Raw genomic sequence first — 16175 nt, forward strand, 5'->3', positions numbered from 1 at the left:
TCGTTGGCGACGTCCTTAGGCGACACCCGCGCCGGAATCCGCTCGGCGCACTCGAGGCTGGCGCTTGGGTCGAAGTTCACGCACTGGATGCACGACCGCAGATCCACCTGGCACTTCGGGCACTTGCTGCGCGACATGATCTCGGTGTCGACGATGGTGCCGCAGCGTGAGCAGCGGGCCACCTGGCGCGAACTCATCATGCGCGGGTTGCGCGCGCCTTCAGAGGAGATGCGCCTGGCGCCGGCCGGGGCGCCGGGCTCGCGCTCGGGCTTCGGCGTGGACCGTTCCGGGCTGTCGCCGCGCGGTTTGCGCTCGCCGCTCTCCTGGTAGCCGCGCTGCTTGTATTTACGGTCGTCCGACATTTACGCGCTCACTATAACGCGCACTTCTGGCCGGGAGGGTAAATCTCGTCGGGAGGGCACTTCTGGTCGGGGGAAAAGTGCCGAGACGCATGGGGTGGGCAACCGACAGTGGGGGAAGCACCGGGTTGGCCCGCCACCATGCGCTGGCAGAATGCTAGTTATGCGCCCCAAAGATGCGTTTGTCAAGAGGAGGGGTATTATCGCCCTCATGATGCGCTTCCACCGTCTCCCACTCCTCGTCGTGTTCGCGTTGCTCTGCTCCGCGGGCTTCAGCGTTGCCCAGGAGAAGCGGGTCCTGTCGTTCGTGGACGTGCTGGAGCTGCCGACGCTCCAGGATCCGCAGCTGTCGCCGGACGGCAAGCAGATTCTGTTCATCATGGAACGGCCAGACTGGAAGGCCAACCGGAGAGTTGGCCACATCTACCGCATTAACGCCGATGGCACCAGCCAGGTGCAGTTGACGTCTGGGGAGAGCGGCGAATCGAGCCCGCGCTGGTCGCCCGACGGCGAGTCCATTGCCTTCACGACACGCCGCGACCCCGACACCAACAACCAGATCTACGTGCTGCGCGCGGACGGCGGCGAGGCGCGCCGCCTCACGAATCACGCGACGGCGCCCGGCAACCTCACCTGGGCGCCGGACGGCAAGACCATCTACTTCACCGCCCCCGACGCGAAGTCGGCGGACGAGAAGGAAAAGGACCGCCTCCTGGACGATGTCTACGCGTTCGAGGAGAACAATTTCAAGCAGCGCCACTTGTGGACGGCGGACCTGGCCGGCAAGACCACGCGAATCACGGAAGGCGACTGGTCGGTCGGCGGTTTCGAGCTGTCGGCGACCGGGTCGCGCATCGCGATGACGCGCACGCCGAGCCCGTTGCTGGAATTCACCGATCGCACGGAAGTGTGGGTGATGGACGCTTCGGGCGCGAACGCGAAGCAGCTCACCAGCAACAAGGTTCCGGAGAGTGGCGCGGCCTTGTCGCCCGACGGGTCAACCGTGCTGTTCACGTCGGCGTCGAACGAGCAGTTCGACCTCTACTACAACGACAAGCTCTTCCTGGTGCCGGCGGCCGGCGGCCCGGCGCGCGTGCTGCTGCCGGACGCGCCGTACGGGGTGGAGAACGCGTCTTGGAGCGCCGACGGCAAGTCGATCTACTTCACCGCCAACATGGGCGTGCACAACGAGGTGATGCGGGTCGAGGTCGCGACCCGGCGGGTCACGCAACTCTCGGCCGGCGAGCACGCGCTCCAGGGCTGGGCGTTCAACGACGCGGCGGGCCTGCACGTGTTCACGAGCAACTCGGCGGCGCGGCCGGGTGAAATCCACACCATGGCGAACGGTGCCCAGCCGAAGCGCGTTACCGCGGTGTTCGACGACACGCTGGCCAGGTTCAAGATCGCGCGCCAGGAGAAGATCACCTGGAAGGGCCAGGACGGCGTCACGGTGGAAGGCCTGCTCTCCTACCCGGTGGACTACCAGGCCGGGCGGAAGTACCCGCTCATCGTCATGACCCACGGCGGTCCCGCCGCGTCGGATCGGTTCGGCTTCAGTGGCGACGTGCAGGTCTACGCGGGGAAGGGCTATGCGGTGCTGAAGCCGAACTACCGCGGCAGCACGGGCTATGGCGATGCGTTCCTGCGCGACATGGTCAAGGGTTACTTCAAGCAGGCGCACCTCGACGTGATGACCGGCACCGACGCGGTGATTGCCATGGGGCTGGCCGATCCCAACAAGCTCGTCAAGATGGGATGGAGCGGCGGCGGCCACATGACGAACAAGATCATCACGTTCACCGATCGCTTCAAGGCGGCGAGTAGCGGCGCCGGCGCGGCGAACTGGATCTCGATGTATGCGCAGAGCGATCACCGCGAGTTCCGCACGCCGTGGTTCGGCGGCACGCGGTGGCAGGCGAACGCGCCGATCGACCTGTATTGGAACCACTCGCCGCTCAAGGACGTGTCGAAGGTGAAGACGCCGACGATCTTCCTGGTCGGCCAGGAGGATCCGCGGGTGCCGCTGCCGCAATCGGTCGAGATGTACCGCGCGCTCAAGTCGAACGGCGTGCCGACCCATCTGTATGTGGCGCCCCGTGAAGGGCATGGCTGGACCGAGCTCCGGCACCGGCTCTTCAAGCTCCAGATCGAGATGGAGTGGTTCGAGAAGCACATCCACGATCGCGCCTATGCCTGGGAAAAAGTGCCGGGCGAGGAAAAGAAGGATCCGGCCAAGGTTCCGGCGGCAGCCGGTCAGGTCCAGTAATAGCGGTAGGGAGCGTCGCAACCACAAGCGGCTGTTCCGACCAAATAGGTCGGCAATTGATGAGGTCATCTCTCGGCCTTAGTTTTCTGGTTTCACGGCTCAGAAAATTCCAAACCCGGTCTTGTTTTCGGACGAGTCTGCCGGATACAATCTGCTTGCGAAATTTTTCACAAGACTTCTACCCCGCGCAATTCGGGGTATAAGTGTGCGACTTCGGCACTACTCCTGATGAGCCGCGCCCAATACCGGGGCGAGTTTGTTGAGTGGTGCCCTAACACCCCGGGGGCTGCAAGAACGCATGTCGCAGGTATTCCCAAAGAGCGCTAATGCCTGGTCCAAAGCCAGCGTGCTCGCCATCGTGTTCGTGCTGCTCGGCCTCGGCTGGGTGGTGCTCACGTTTCAACGTTCGGATTTCGTCACCTCGGCGAATCAGTTCATCGAGCAACCGGTCCAGTTCAGTCACCAGCACCACGCCGGCGGCATCGGCATCGATTGCCGCTACTGCCACACCTCGGTGGAGGTCTCACCGTCGGCCGGCATCCCGCCGACCAAGACCTGCATCAACTGTCACTCGCAGATCTGGACGACCAGCCCGTTCCTCGAACCGGTGCGCGCCAGCTTCCGCGACGACAAGCCGCTGCAGTGGATCCGCGTGCACGACCTGCCGGACTTCGTCTACTTCAACCACAGCATCCACGTCACCAAGGGCGTCGGCTGTGAAACCTGCCACGGCCGCGTCGACAAGATGCCGTTGATGATTCAGAAGGTGTCGCTCCAGATGGAGTGGTGCCTCAACTGCCATCGCGACCCGTCGCAGTTCGTGCGTCCGCGCGACCAAATCACGACGATGGGTTATCAGCCGGCGATTGCGCAGGCCGAACTCGGCCCGCGCCTGGTCAAGGAATACAAGATTGCCGGTCTGGAACACATGACCAGTTGCTCGGTATGCCACCGATGAAACCGATGCACTCCGACGAAACCGATCCCAAGGCTCACCGCTCGATGAGCGCGCCGATTGACATCCAGGCCGTCCGCGCCCGCCTCGAACAGCAGGGCGGGCCGCAAGTATGGCGCAGCCTCGAGTCGGTCGCCGAGACCGCCGAATTCAAGGACTACCTCCACCGCGAGTTCCCGACCAACGCGTCGGAATGGCTCGACCCGGTGGGGCGCCGCTCGTTCCTGAAGCTGATGAGCGCGTCGATGGCGCTGGCCGGCGTCACCGCCTGCACGGTGCAGCCGACGGAAATGATCGTCCCGTACGTCCGGCAGCCCGAAGAGGAAATCCCCGGCAAGCCGCTGTTCTTCGCGACCGCGATGTCGCTTGGCGGCGTCGCCACCGGCCTCCTCGTCGAAAGCCACGAAGGCCGCCCGACCAAGGTCGAGGGCAACCCGGATCACCCCGCCAGCCAGGGCGCGACCGACCTGTTCGCGCAGGGCTCGGTGCTCACGTTGTACGACCCGGATCGCTCGCAGACGATCACGCAGCTCGGCGAGATTCGTCCGTGGAGCGCGGTGATTGCCGCCATGCGCGGCGGCCTGTCGGCGCAGTCGGCCACCAAGGGCGGCGGGCTTCGCATCCTCACCGAGACGGTGAACTCGCCCTCGCTCGCGGCGCAGATTCAGCAAGTGCTGCTGCAGCAGCCCAACGCCAAGTGGATCCAGTGGGAGCCGATGCCGCGCGACAACGCGCGCGCCGGCGCCCGCACCGCGTTCGGCGAATACCTCGAGCCGGTCTACGACCTGTCGAAGGCCGACGTCATCCTCTCGCTCGACGCCGACTTCCTGGCCTCGGCCGGACCGGCGAATCTGCACCACTCGCGCCAGTTCGCGGCGCGCCGCCGGGTTGAAGACGGCGCCGACAACCTCAATCGCCTCTACGTCGTCGAGACCGATCACTCGGTCACCGGCGGCCGCGCCGACAACCGCCTGCCGCTCAAGCCGAGCCAGATTGAGGCCTTCGCCCGCGCGGTGGTCCAGCACGCCGGCGTCGCCGGCGTCACCGGCACGGCGCCGGCCGGTAGCGAAGCGTTTGCCGACGCGGTGGCCAAGGATCTGACCGCGCATCGCGGCCGCGCCGTGGTGATGGTGGGCGATGCCCAGCCGCCCGCGGTGCACGCCCTCGCGCACGCGTTGAACGCCGCCATCGGCGCCGTCGGCGCCACGGTGTCGTACATGCCGACGCCCGAAGCGGTGCCGAGCGAGCAGCACGCGGCGCTGCGCGAGCTGGTCACCGACATCGAGGCCGGCCACGTCCAGATGCTGGTCATCCTCGGCGAGTCGAACCCGGCGATGAGCGCGCCGGCCGACTTCAAGTTCGCCGAGGCGTTGAGCAAGGTCGCCCTGCGCGTGCACTCGGGCCTGTTTTTCGACGAGACCGCCACGCTGTGCCACTGGCACGTGCCGGCGACTCACTACCTCGAGGCCTGGGGCGACGCCCGCAGCTGCGACGGCACGATCTCGATCGTGCAGCCGCTGATCCAGCCGCTCTACGGCGGCAAGTCGGCGCACGAGATCATCGCGACGCTGTCGGACCGCCCGGAGCGCAACGGCTACGACGTCGTTCGCGAATACTGGATGGGAGCTAAGGTGCCAGCGGTGCCTGGGGTGCCGGCGGCGGTGCCAAGTGCCACTGCCACTGCTGCACAAGGTGCACCCGTCGCACCTGTTGCACCCGCCGCACCCGCGACCGCCGCGGAGACGTTCGAGAAGACCTGGCGCAAGTGGCTTCACGATGGCTTCATTGCCGGCTCGGCGTTCGCGCCGTCGGCTGCCGTTCTCGCCGCCGATGTGGCGGCGCGGATCACCGCGGCGCCCGCCGGTGGCGCCATCGAGATCAGCTTCCGCCGCGACGAGACGATCTACGACGGCCGCTTCGCCAACAACGGCTGGCTGCAGGAACTGCCCAAGCCGGTGTCGAAACTGACGTGGGACAACGGCGCGCTGATGTCGCCGTCCACGGCTGAGGCGAACGGGCTGCAGACCGGCGACCTGATTGCGGTTCAGCATGAGGGCCGGACGCTGAACGTGCCGGTGTGGATCCTGCCGGGGCATGCCAAGGACGCCATCACGGTGTCGGTTGGGTACGGGCGCACCCGCGCCGGCCAGTTGGGCAACGGAACCGGCTTCAACGCCTACGCGCTGCGCGGCTCGTCGGCGCCCTGGTTCGGCGCCGCCACGATCACCAAGACCGGCGGCACCTACGACCTGGTCGGCACGCAGGACCACTGGTCGATCGAAGGCCGCAACATCATCCGTTCGGCGACGCTGGAGGAGTTCAAGGCCAATCCGGCGTTCGTGAAGGAGATGGAGCACGGCAAGCTCGACAAGCGCATCTCGCTCTACGCCGACAAGGAATATAAGGGTGACCAGTGGGGCATGGCGATCGACATGAACGCCTGCACCGGCTGCTCGGCCTGCATCATCGCCTGCGTCGCCGAGAACAACATCCCGGTGGTCGGCAAGGAGCAGGTCAGCAAGAACCGCGAGATGCACTGGCTGCGCATCGACCGCTACTTCGCCGGCGACCTCGACACGCCCGACACCTACTACCAGCCGATGCCCTGCCAGCAGTGCGAGAACGCGCCCTGCGAGGTGGTGTGCCCGGTGGCGGCGACCACCCACAGCCCCGAAGGCCTGAACGACATGGTCTACAACCGCTGCGTCGGCACCCGCTACTGCTCGAACAACTGCCCGTGGAAGGTGCGCCGCTTCAACTTCCTGCTGTTCCAGGACTGGAACACGCCGCAGTTCAAGATGCAGCGCAACCCGGACGTCACCGTCCGCAGCCGCGGCATCATGGAAAAGTGCACCTACTGCGTGCAGCGCATCAACGCCGCGCGCATCCAGTCGAAGCGCGAGGACCGCGCCATTCGCGACGGTGAGATCGTCACCGCCTGCCAGGCGGTGTGCCCGGCCGGCGCCATCGTGTTCGGCAACATCAACGACCCGAACAGCCAGGTGGCGAAGCTGAAGTCGAGCCCGCGCAACTACGCGACCCTCGAGGATCTCAACACGCGCCCACGCACGACGTATCTCGCGGCGGTGCGCAATCCGAACCCGGCCTTGCCTTCGAACCCGATGGTCGGCGGCCACCATGCGACGACCGAGTCGCACGAGGCAGCGTCTCCTGAGGGCGGACATTAATGGCTAACAAGGTTCAGTCGTCCACGGCGCTGCTCGAAGAGACGCCGGTAATTCTTCCGGGTCACGACTTCGAGACGGTCACCGAGACCGTCGCCGAGATCCCGCTCTCCAAGCGTTTTCCGCTTGGCTGGATCGGCGTCCTGCTGATCGGCCTGCTGCTGGCCGGCATGCTGCAGATGGCCCTCGGCTACCTGCTGATCAAGGGCATCGGCATCTGGGGCAACAACATCCCGGTCGGCTGGGCCTTCGACATCATCAACTTCGTCTGGTGGATCGGCATCGGCCACGCCGGCACGCTGATCTCGGCCATCCTGCTGCTGTTCAAGCAGCAGTGGCGCATGTCGATCAGCCGCTTCGCCGAGGCGATGACCATCTTCGCGGTGGCCTGCGCGGCGATCTTCCCGGTGTTCCACACCGGCCGTCCCTGGCTGGCGGCGTACTGGCTGTTCCCGTATCCCAACGCCATGGGGCTGTGGCCGCAGTTCAAGAGCCCGCTGATCTGGGACGTGTTCGCGGTCTCCACTTACGCCACGGTCTCGATCGTGTTTTGGTACGTCGGCCTGATTCCCGACCTGGCGACGCTGCGCGATCGCGCGGCGTCGAAGGTGAAGGCGAAGATCTACGGTATCTTCTCACTCGGCTGGCGCGGCTCGGCCCGCCACTGGCACCGCTACGAAGTGGCCTCGCTGATCCTGGCCGGCCTGTCCACCCCGCTGGTGCTGTCAGTGCACACGGTGGTGAGCTTCGACTTCGCGGTGTCGGTGATTCCCGGCTGGCACGCCACCATCTTCCCGCCCTACTTCGTCGCCGGCGCGATCTACTCCGGCTTCGCGATGGTGCTGACGCTGGCGATTCCGGTGCGCCGCTTCTACGGCATGGAGAGCCTGATCACCATGCGCCACATCGACAACATGGCCAAGGTCATGCTGGCGACGGGCCTGATGGTCGGCTACGGCTACGCGATGGAAGCCTTCTTCGCGTGGTACAGCGCCAGCCCGCACGAGAAGTTCATGATGTACAACCGCATGTTCGGTCCCTACGGGTGGTCGTACTGGACGCTGATCTCGATCAACGTCGTGATGGTGCAGTTCCTGTGGCTCAAAGCCGTGCGCAGCAACACCGTGCTGCTGTTCATCATGTCGATCTTCGTCAACATCGGCATGTGGCTCGAGCGCTTCGTCATCATCGTGACCTCGCTCAACCGCGACTTCATCCCGGCGTCGTGGGGCATGTATTACCCGACGCAATGGGATTTCATGACGTTCTTCGGGACCATCGGGTTGTTCCTGACGCTGTTCCTGCTGTTCCTGAGGTTCATGCCGATGATTTCGATATTCGAGGTCAAGACGCTGCTGCCGCAGGGCAAGATCAAGGCGGATCACCATGCACACTAACGAGCCGACCAACCGGCTCCACGGCGTGATGGCCGAGTTCGACTCGGGCCAGGCGCTCGTCGACGCAGCGCGCCAGACCATGGCGCAGGGCTTCACGAAAGTGGAGGCCTACTCGCCGGTGCCGATCGAAGAACTGAACGACGTCATCCACCAGACGCGGACCATCCTGCCGAAGCTGGTGCTGGGCGGCGGCCTTGCCGGCATGGCCACCGGCTTCGGCCTGCAGTACTGGGCGTCGGTGATCGAGTTCCCGATGAACATCGGCGGCCGCCCGCAGGCGAGCTGGCCGACCTTCATCATCCCGTCCTACGAGCTGACCATCCTGTTCGCGGCGCTGACCGCCGCGATCGGGATGATCGTGCTGAGCGGGCTGCCGCAGCCGTATCACCCGGTGTTCAACGTCGCGCGCTTCGCGATGGCCAGCTCCGACAAGTTCTTCCTGGTGGTGGAGTCGCACGACCCGAAGTTCGACCCCCACGCCACCAGCGAGTTCCTGAAGACCACGGGCGCGAAGGGAGTGTATGAAGTTGAAGAGTAAGGCACTCACGCTCGCGCTGCTGGCCGCCGCGGCGCTGACCGCCGCCTGCCGCCAGGACATGCACGACACGCCGCGCTACGAAGCGTTCGAGGCCAACAACACGTTCGCCGACGGCCGAGCCTCGCGCTCGGCGCCGGCCGGCACGGTCGCCCGCGGCTGGCTGCGCGACGACGAGGCGCTCTACACCGGCAAGGTGGCGGGGCAGCTGGTTGAGCAGTTCCCGTTCGCGATCGGCGAGGCCGAGATGCACCGCGGCCAGCAGCGCTTCAACATCTACTGCACCCCGTGCCACGGCAAGCTCGGCGACGGCAAGGGCATGGTCGTGCAGCGCGGCCTCCGCCAGGCGGCGTCGTATCACCAGGAACGGCTGCGGCAGGAGAAGGTCGGCTACTTCTTCGATGTCATCACCAACGGCTTCGGCGCGATGCAGGGCTACGCCGACCAGATCCCGGCCCGCGACCGCTGGCTGATCGTGTCGTACGTGCGCGCGCTGCAGCTGAGCCAGCATGCGTCGGTTGACGACGTGCCGGCCGACCAGCGCGCGGGACTCGACGCCTCGGCGTCGCCGGTGCCCTCGGCATCCACCGAGAAGCCGGCCGCCACGGCTCCAGCGGAGAAACAGTAATGGCGGGACAACTCGCGAACCTTGCGAACCGCTCCGATGTCGCGGTTCAAATTCCGGGGATGAAACACCAGTGAGCGTGACTTCCGAATCGTTCAAGGTCGACGTGCCGCTCCCCGGCATGAAGCAGTTCGGCCTCATCGCCGCCGTGCTCGGCATCGCGCTGACCGGCGCCGGCTTCATGATGTCGGGGGCCGACCGCTTCTACCAGGCCTACCTGGTGGCCTACACGTTCTGGATGGGCGTGGCCCTCGGCAGCCTGGCGCTGCTCATGGTCCAGCACCTGTCGGGCGGCGTCTGGGGCGTGGTGTTGCGACGGCCGTTCGAAGCCGCGGTCCGCACCATTCCGTTCATGGCGGTGTTGTTCCTGCCGATCGTCTTCGGCATGCACTCGCTCTACGAGTGGACGCACGAGAGCGCCCTGACCGACCCGATCCTGATGCAGAAGGCGGCGTACCTGAACACGCCCTTCTTCCTGGTGCGCCAGGCCCTCTACTTCGTGATCTGGTCGGCGATGGGCTACCTGCTGACCTCGTGGTCGGCGGAGCACGACCGCACCGGCGACCAGGCCCTGGTCGACAAGATGTCGCGCCTCTCGGGGGCCGGCCTGGTCATCTACTTCCTGACCGTGACCTTCGCCATGGTCGACTGGACGATGTCGGTGAACCCGCACTGGTTCTCGACCATCTGGGGCATGCTCTACATCGGCGGCCAGGGCCTGTCGGCCTTCGCCTTCGGCATCACCGTGCTGGTGATGCTGTCGCAGACCTCGCCGATGAGCAGGGTGCTGACCACGCACCACTTCCACGACCTCGGCAAGTTCCTGTTCGCGTTTCTGATGCTGTGGGCCTACCTGTCGTTCTCGCAGTTCCTGATCATCTGGTCGGCGAACCTGCCGGAAGAGATTCCGCACTACCTGACGCGGTGGGACAACAACTGGAAGTACCTCAGCATCTTCATCATCGTCGGCCACTTCATCGTGCCCTACGCCCTGCTGCTGTCGCGCGACCTCAAGAAGAACGCCCGCAAGCTGCGCCTGATCGCGACCTGGATCATCTGCGCCCGCGTCGCCGACTACTACTGGCACGTGGCGCCGGAGTTCCACCAGGACGGCTTCACCTTCAGCCTGCTCGACATCGCGCTGCCGCTGGCGCTGGGCGGGATCTTCATCTCGATCTTCGTGTCACAGCTCGCCGGCCGCTCGCTGCTGCCCGTGAACGACGCCCAGCTGGAGAAGGCACTGACCCATCATGTCCACTAACGAGCACGTGAGCGACCACGACCTCGAGTACGGGCCGACGCCGCCCGGCGCGGGGCACGAACACACCGACATCGACACCTCGATCGGCTACAAGTTCGCCCTGTGGCTGGCGGTGGCGATGCTGATGGGAGCGGGCATCGTCTACGGCACGTTCTGGTTCTTCGAGGGCCGGCAGCAGGCGGCCGATGCCGCGACGCAGCAGTACCCGCTGGCCGTCGGCCAGGAGAAGATGCCGCCCGCGCCGAACCTGCAGACCCAGCCGTTCAAGGACGTCTACATGCTGCGCCACAGCGAGGCCGAGCGCCTCGAAAGCTACGGCTGGGTCGACAAGGACGGCGGCATTGCCCGCATCCCGATCGACCGGGCGATGGAACTGACGCTGCAGCGCGGCCTGCCGGCGCGGAGCGGCGGCGGCGACGGCGTCAACGTCGTCACGCAAGACAGTTCGTCGGGCCGCACCATCGCGCCGAGATAGACCACGGGAACGAGAAAGAAAGAAGAAATGTCACGCACTGCCCTTCGATCAGCGATCGCGACCGGCGCCCTGGCGCTGATGACGGTCGCGGTGTCGGCGCAGGGCGACCCCGGCCTGCGGCCGCCGGCGTCGCCGCCGTCGAGCCAGGTGCCGGGCATTCTCGGCACGGTCGCCTTCGAGCAGCACCTCAACGAGCAACTGCCGCTGGCGCTGCCGTTCACCGACGAAACCGGCAAGGCGGTGAAGCTGGGCGACTACTTCGGCCGCAAGCCGGTGGTGCTGGCGTTCGTGTATTACGAGTGCCCGATGCTGTGCACGCAGGTGCTCAACGGGCTCGAGAGCGCGTTGCGGGTGATCGACGAGAGCATCGGCAAGGAATTCGACGTGGTGACGGTGAGCTTCGACCCGCGCGAGACGGCAGTGCTGGCCGCCGGCAAGAAGCAGGCGTATCTCGACCGCTACAAGCGTCCCGAGGCCGCGCAGGGCTGGCACTTCCTGACCGGCAGCCAGGCCTCGATCGACGCGCTGACCAGGTCGGCCGGCTTCAGCTATGCGTGGGACGAGGCATCGCAGCAGTTCGCGCACGCCAGCGGCATCATCGTGGCGACGCCGGAGGGCAAGCTGTCGCGCTACTTCCTCGGCATCGACTACTCGCCGCGCGACGTCAAGTTCGCGTTGATCGAGTCGTCAGCCGGCAAGATCGGATCGCTGGCGGAACAGCTGTTGCTTTACTGCTATCACTACGATCCGACCGCCGGTAATTACGGGTTCGTGGCCATGAGGGCCGTTCGGATTGGCGGCGCCGCGACGCTCGTGGCGCTGTTTGGATTCATGTTCGTGTCGATTCGGCGCGACCACCGCGCGGCCGGACACTAGATAATGAAAATATTCGGCATTCCCATCTTCCCGGATCAGGCATCGACGTTCGCCAAGGACGTCGACGCGCTGTATTTCTTCATCATCGCGGTCAGCGCGTTCTTCGCCATCGCCGTGGCGATAGCGGTGATCTACTTCGGCATCCGCTATCGCAAGACGCACGACGGCGAGATCGGCGCCCGCATCGAGGGCAACCTGCCGCTCGAGCTGCTGTGGAGCGTGATCCCGACGATCATCGCCATGGTGATGTTCGGCTGGGGCGCGTCGGTGTATTTCCACCTGCGCCGTCCGCCCGCCGAGGCGATGCACATCTACGCGGTGGGCAAGCAGTGGATGTGGAAGTTCCAGCACCTCGAAGGGCAGCGTGAGATCAACGAACTGCACATCCCCGCGGGCCGGCCGGTCAAGATCACGATCAGCTCCGAGGACGTGCTGCACAGCCTGTTCTTCCCGGCGTTCCGCACCAAGATGGACGCCATCCCGGGCCGCTACACCGAGCTGTGGTTCGACGCCCAGACGCCCGGCTCGTACCACATCTTCTGCGCCGAGTACTGCGGCACCAACCACGCCGGCATGATCGGCACGGTCACGGTGATGGAGCCGGCCCAGTACCAGGCGTGGCTGCAGGGCGGCGGCATGGAAGGGACGCTGGCGCAGCGCGGCGCCAAGCAGTTCAACGACCTGGCGTGCTCGACCTGCCATCTCGACAGCGGCCAGGGCCGCGGGCCGTCGCTGCACGACATTGTCGGCAAGCCCGTGGAGCTGCAGGACGGCTCCACCGTGGTGGTGGACGAGGCCTACCTGCGCGAGTCGATCCTGAACTCGCAGGCCAAGGTGGTGAAGGGCTTCCAGCCGCTGATGCCGACCTTCCAGGGCCTGATCAGCGAAGAGAACCTGGTCGCCCTCATCGAACACGTCAAGTCACTGTCGCCGAACGCCACGACGGCGCCGGCCACGACACCGGCGCCGGCCGCACCACCGGCTGAGAAGAAATAAGCCATGTTGGACAAGCTCAAGATTCCGGAGCGGCACTACCTGAACAACGGCCACGGCCTGGCGTCGTGGCTGTTGACCAAGGACCACAAGCGGATCGCGATCATGTATTTGATCTCGATCTCGGTGATGTTCTTCCTCGGCGGACTGTTCGCCGTCGGCATCCGCCTCGAGCTGGCGACGCCGCAGGGTGATTTCGTCCAGGCCGACACCTACAACAAGTTCTTCACCATGCACGGCATCATCATGGTGTTCTTCTTCCTGATCCCGTCGATCCCGGCGGTGCTCGGCAACTTCCTGATCCCGCCGATGATCGGCGCCAAGGACCTGGCCTTCCCGCGCATCAACCTGCTGAGCCTCTACCTGCTCTGGTTCGGCGCCATCTTCGCGACCGTCGCCATGGTTTCGGGCGGGGTCGACACCGGCTGGACGTTCTACACCCCGTATAGCACCACCGGCTCGAACAGCCACGTGGTGCCGATGGCGCTCGGCATCTTCATCGCCGGCTTCTCCTCGATCCTGACCGGCCTCAACTTCATCGTCACCATTCATCGCATGCGCGCGCCCGGCATGACCTGGTTCCGCCTGCCGCTGTTCGTGTGGGCGCACTATGCGACCAGCCTGATCCAGGTGCTGGGCACACCCGTCGTCGCCATCACCATCGTGATGGTCGGCGTCGAGCGCGCCCTCGGTTTCGGCATCTTCGACCCGGCCCGCGGCGGCGACCCGGTGCTGTTCCAGCACCTGTTCTGGTTCTACTCGCACCCGGCGGTCTACATCATGATCCTGCCGGCACTGGGCGTGATGAGCGAGCTGATCTCGACCTTCTCGCGGAAGACCATCTTCGGCTACAGCTTCGTGGCGTTCTCGTCGCTGGCGATTGCGGTGTTCGGCTTCATCGTGTGGGCGCACCACATGTTCGTGGCCGGCATCTCGACCTACGCGGCGATGGTGTTCTCGTTCCTGAGCTTTTCGGTGGCCATCCCGTCGGCGGTCAAGGTGTTCAACTGGACCGCGACCCTCTACAAGGGCGCCATCTCGTTCGAGACGCCGATGCTCTACGCCTACGGCTTCATGGGCCTGTTCGCCATCGGCGGCCTGACCGGCCTGTTCCTGGCCACGCTCGGTCTCGACATCCACTTGCACGACACCTACTTCGTGGTCTCGCACTTCCACTACATCATGGTCGGCGGCGCGATCATGGGCTACATGGGCGGCCTGCACTTCTGGTGGCCGAAGATGACCGGGCGGATGTATTCCGAGTTCTTCTCCCGCATCTCGGCGATCCTGGTGTTCGTCGGCTTCAACCTGACCTTCTTCCCGCAGTTCGTGGTCGGCTACCTCGGCATGCCGCGCCGCTACCACTCGTATCCGGACGAGTTCCAGGTGCTCAACGTGATGTCGTCGGCGGGGGCCAGCGTGCTCGGCCTCGGTTACTTCCTGCCGGTGATTACCTGCTGTGGTCGCTGAAGAACGGCGCGGTCGCCGGCCCCAACCCGTGGGGGGCCTCGGGCCTCGAGTGGCAAATCCAGTCGCCGCCGCTGACCGAGAACTTCCTCGAGACGCCCATCGTCGACCGCGAGCCCTACGAGTACGAGCACGTCGTCGCCAAGGAGAAGCATCTTGTCTAACGCGGTAGTGCACGCTGACGCGCACGGTCACGCGCACGCGGCCCATCACCCGGCCCTGCAGCACCACTTCGACACGATGGCGCAGCAGAAAGAAGCTGTGGTCGTCGGCATGTGGGTGTTCCTGCTCACCGAAATCCTGTTCTTCGGCGGCTTGTTCGCGGCCTACATGATCTACCGGATGTGGTACTTCGACGCGTTCGCCGAGGCGAGCCGGTCGCTGGACATCTCCTGGGGCGCCCTCAACACCGCGGTCCTGATCGGCAGCTCGCTGACGATGGCGATGGGCGTCCGCAGCGCGCAGACCAACAAGCGGATTGCCACGGTCAACTGGCTGATCCTGACGATGGTCCTCGGCTCGGTCTTCCTCGGCGTCAAGGTGATCGAGTACGCCGACAAGTTCGAGCACCACCACGTGCCGGGCTACAACTTCCAGTGGGCGTCGGCGCACCCCTCGACTTCGCTCGGGGCAGGTGAGGCGCCCGCGGCCGGCGCCGAACACGCCGCACCGGCGGCCGAGGGCGCCGCTGCCGCGGAAGGCGGCCCCTCGACTGCAGGCCACCGCCAGCTCGCGCTCAACGCCGAGCAGCTGCAGCTGACCACGCAGATCTACTTCAGCCTTTACTTCACGATGACCGGGCTGCACGCCCTCCACATGATCATCGGCATCGGCATCATGTGCGTGATCACGTGGATGTCATGGAAGGGCAAGTTCGACGACCACTACTACACACCCGTGGAGATGGCCGGCCTCTACTGGCACTTCGTGGACATCGTGTGGATCTTCCTGTTCCCGCTGCTCTACCTCGTCGAGAGGCACGTCTAATGTCTGGACACGTTTCGCCGGTCAGCCTCTACGTCACCATCTTCCTGGCGCTGATGGTCCTCACGGCTGCGACCGTGTTTGCCGCCTTCGTCGACCTGGGCCAGTTCAACTTCCTGGTCGCCATGATCATCGCCGTGTTCAAGGCGTCGCTGGTCATCTGGTACTTCATGCACGTGAAGTACGCGAGCCACCTGACCAAGCTGACCGTGTCCACCGGCCTGTTTTTTCTGGTGATCCTGCTGTCGCTGCTGCTGGTCGACTACGCCTCGAAGGGCTTCTCGGCCATGCTGCCGGCCCTGAAGTAACCGGCCGCTACATTCGCGCAAAGGCATGGAAGCGGGACTCCCCGCTTCCGTCGCCTTCGACTCTCGCCTCGTCCATCTGCACCGCCGAGACCCCGATCTCGGCGAAGGCGCGCAAGATCCAGCGCCGGTCGAAACGTCCTTCAGGTAAGTCGAGAATCGCGACGGCGTGCGTGGCCTTGGCGGCCATGCGCGCGAGCACACCGCGGGCGTAGTCAACGTCAGGGAATGATCCAAAGGCGCGGCACACCACCACCTGCCACGGTTGCGCCGGATCGAGCTCGGCCGGCGATCCAGAGACGAATCGGCCGCCGGGCATGGTCTCCCGGGCCTCGGCGATCAGGGCGGGGTCGGCGTCCATCCCGCCGACGATGAAGCCGTTGTCATGCAGTGGGAGCAGGAATTCGCCGGCGCCGCAGGCGACCTCGAAGACCTCGGTGCCGGGCCCGATGTCCAGCGTTTCGGCAACGTATTCGACGAACTCGGGCAAGC

At 65.4% G+C, this 16175-nt stretch carries 15 protein-coding genes; 13 read left to right on the forward strand and 2 right to left on the reverse strand.

Annotation, left to right across the window (positions count from 1 at the left end):
- On the reverse strand, positions 1-362 hold a 362-nt coding region (locus WC815_23685), incomplete at its 3' end, for a hypothetical protein (GenBank protein MFA5911793.1).
- Between the two features lie 208 nt (positions 363-570).
- On the opposite strand from WC815_23685, the gene WC815_23690 reads away from it, so the two are divergent.
- The 13 genes from WC815_23690 to WC815_23750 all read left to right on the forward strand — a co-directional run bounded on the left by WC815_23690 (position 571) and on the right by WC815_23750 (position 15686).
- A complete protein-coding gene (locus WC815_23690) occupies positions 571-2625 on the forward strand; it encodes a S9 family peptidase (GenBank protein ID MFA5911794.1) in 2055 nt (684 codons plus the stop codon).
- Positions 2626-2971: 346 nt separating this feature from the next.
- Complete coding sequence (locus WC815_23695; protein MFA5911795.1) at positions 2972-3583, forward strand: cytochrome c3 family protein; 612 nt, start codon at positions 2972-2974, stop codon at positions 3581-3583.
- A 44-nt stretch (positions 3584-3627) separates the two neighbouring features.
- Positions 3628-6768 (forward strand): TAT-variant-translocated molybdopterin oxidoreductase, encoded by a 3141-nt coding sequence (locus tag WC815_23700; protein MFA5911796.1) that lies wholly within the window; start codon positions 3628-3630, stop codon positions 6766-6768.
- Complete coding sequence (gene nrfD / locus WC815_23705) at positions 6768-8162, forward strand: NrfD/PsrC family molybdoenzyme membrane anchor subunit (protein ID MFA5911797.1); 1395 nt, start codon at positions 6768-6770, stop codon at positions 8160-8162. Before WC815_23700 ends, nrfD begins: the two co-directional genes overlap by 1 nt.
- Positions 8152-8700, forward strand: coding sequence for a DUF3341 domain-containing protein (locus WC815_23710; protein MFA5911798.1), 549 nt, complete (start codon positions 8152-8154; stop codon positions 8698-8700). The genes nrfD and WC815_23710 overlap by 11 nt, the downstream gene beginning before the upstream one ends.
- Positions 8684-9325 (forward strand): cytochrome c, encoded by a 642-nt coding sequence (locus WC815_23715; GenBank protein MFA5911799.1) that lies wholly within the window; start codon positions 8684-8686, stop codon positions 9323-9325. The genes WC815_23710 and WC815_23715 overlap by 17 nt, the downstream gene beginning before the upstream one ends.
- Before the next feature lie 70 nt (positions 9326-9395).
- Positions 9396-10583: a hypothetical protein gene (locus WC815_23720; GenBank protein MFA5911800.1), complete on the forward strand. Its 1188-nt coding sequence runs from the start codon at positions 9396-9398 to the stop codon at positions 10581-10583.
- Complete coding sequence (locus WC815_23725; protein MFA5911801.1) at positions 10573-11058, forward strand: hypothetical protein; 486 nt, start codon at positions 10573-10575, stop codon at positions 11056-11058. Before WC815_23720 ends, WC815_23725 begins: the two co-directional genes overlap by 11 nt.
- A 27-nt stretch (positions 11059-11085) precedes the next feature.
- Positions 11086-11934, forward strand: coding sequence for an SCO family protein (locus WC815_23730; protein MFA5911802.1), 849 nt, complete (start codon positions 11086-11088; stop codon positions 11932-11934).
- Positions 11935-11937: 3 nt separating this feature from the next.
- Complete coding sequence (coxB, locus tag WC815_23735; protein MFA5911803.1) at positions 11938-12930, forward strand: cytochrome c oxidase subunit II; 993 nt, start codon at positions 11938-11940, stop codon at positions 12928-12930.
- A gap of 3 nt (positions 12931-12933) precedes the next feature.
- Positions 12934-14397 (forward strand): cbb3-type cytochrome c oxidase subunit I, encoded by a 1464-nt coding sequence (locus WC815_23740; protein ID MFA5911804.1) that lies wholly within the window; start codon positions 12934-12936, stop codon positions 14395-14397.
- Between the two features lie 153 nt (positions 14398-14550).
- The gene (locus tag WC815_23745) at positions 14551-15381 is read left to right on the forward strand and encodes a cytochrome c oxidase subunit 3 family protein (protein MFA5911805.1); all 831 of its coding nucleotides are present in this window, start codon (positions 14551-14553) and stop codon (positions 15379-15381) included.
- Entirely contained in the window at positions 15381-15686 is a 306-nt protein-coding gene (locus tag WC815_23750; protein ID MFA5911806.1) for a cytochrome C oxidase subunit IV family protein, read from the forward strand. Before WC815_23745 ends, WC815_23750 begins: the two co-directional genes overlap by 1 nt.
- A gap of 7 nt (positions 15687-15693) precedes the next feature.
- On the opposite strand, the gene WC815_23755 is transcribed toward WC815_23750, so the two are convergent.
- The gene (locus WC815_23755) at positions 15694-16173 is read right to left on the reverse strand and encodes a methyltransferase domain-containing protein (protein MFA5911807.1); all 480 of its coding nucleotides are present in this window, start codon (positions 16171-16173) and stop codon (positions 15694-15696) included.
- Positions 16174-16175: the final 2 nt, after the last annotated feature.

The organism is Vicinamibacterales bacterium, from assembly GCA_041659285.1.
Lineage (GTDB): Bacteria > Acidobacteriota > Vicinamibacteria > Vicinamibacterales > UBA2999 > 12-FULL-67-14b.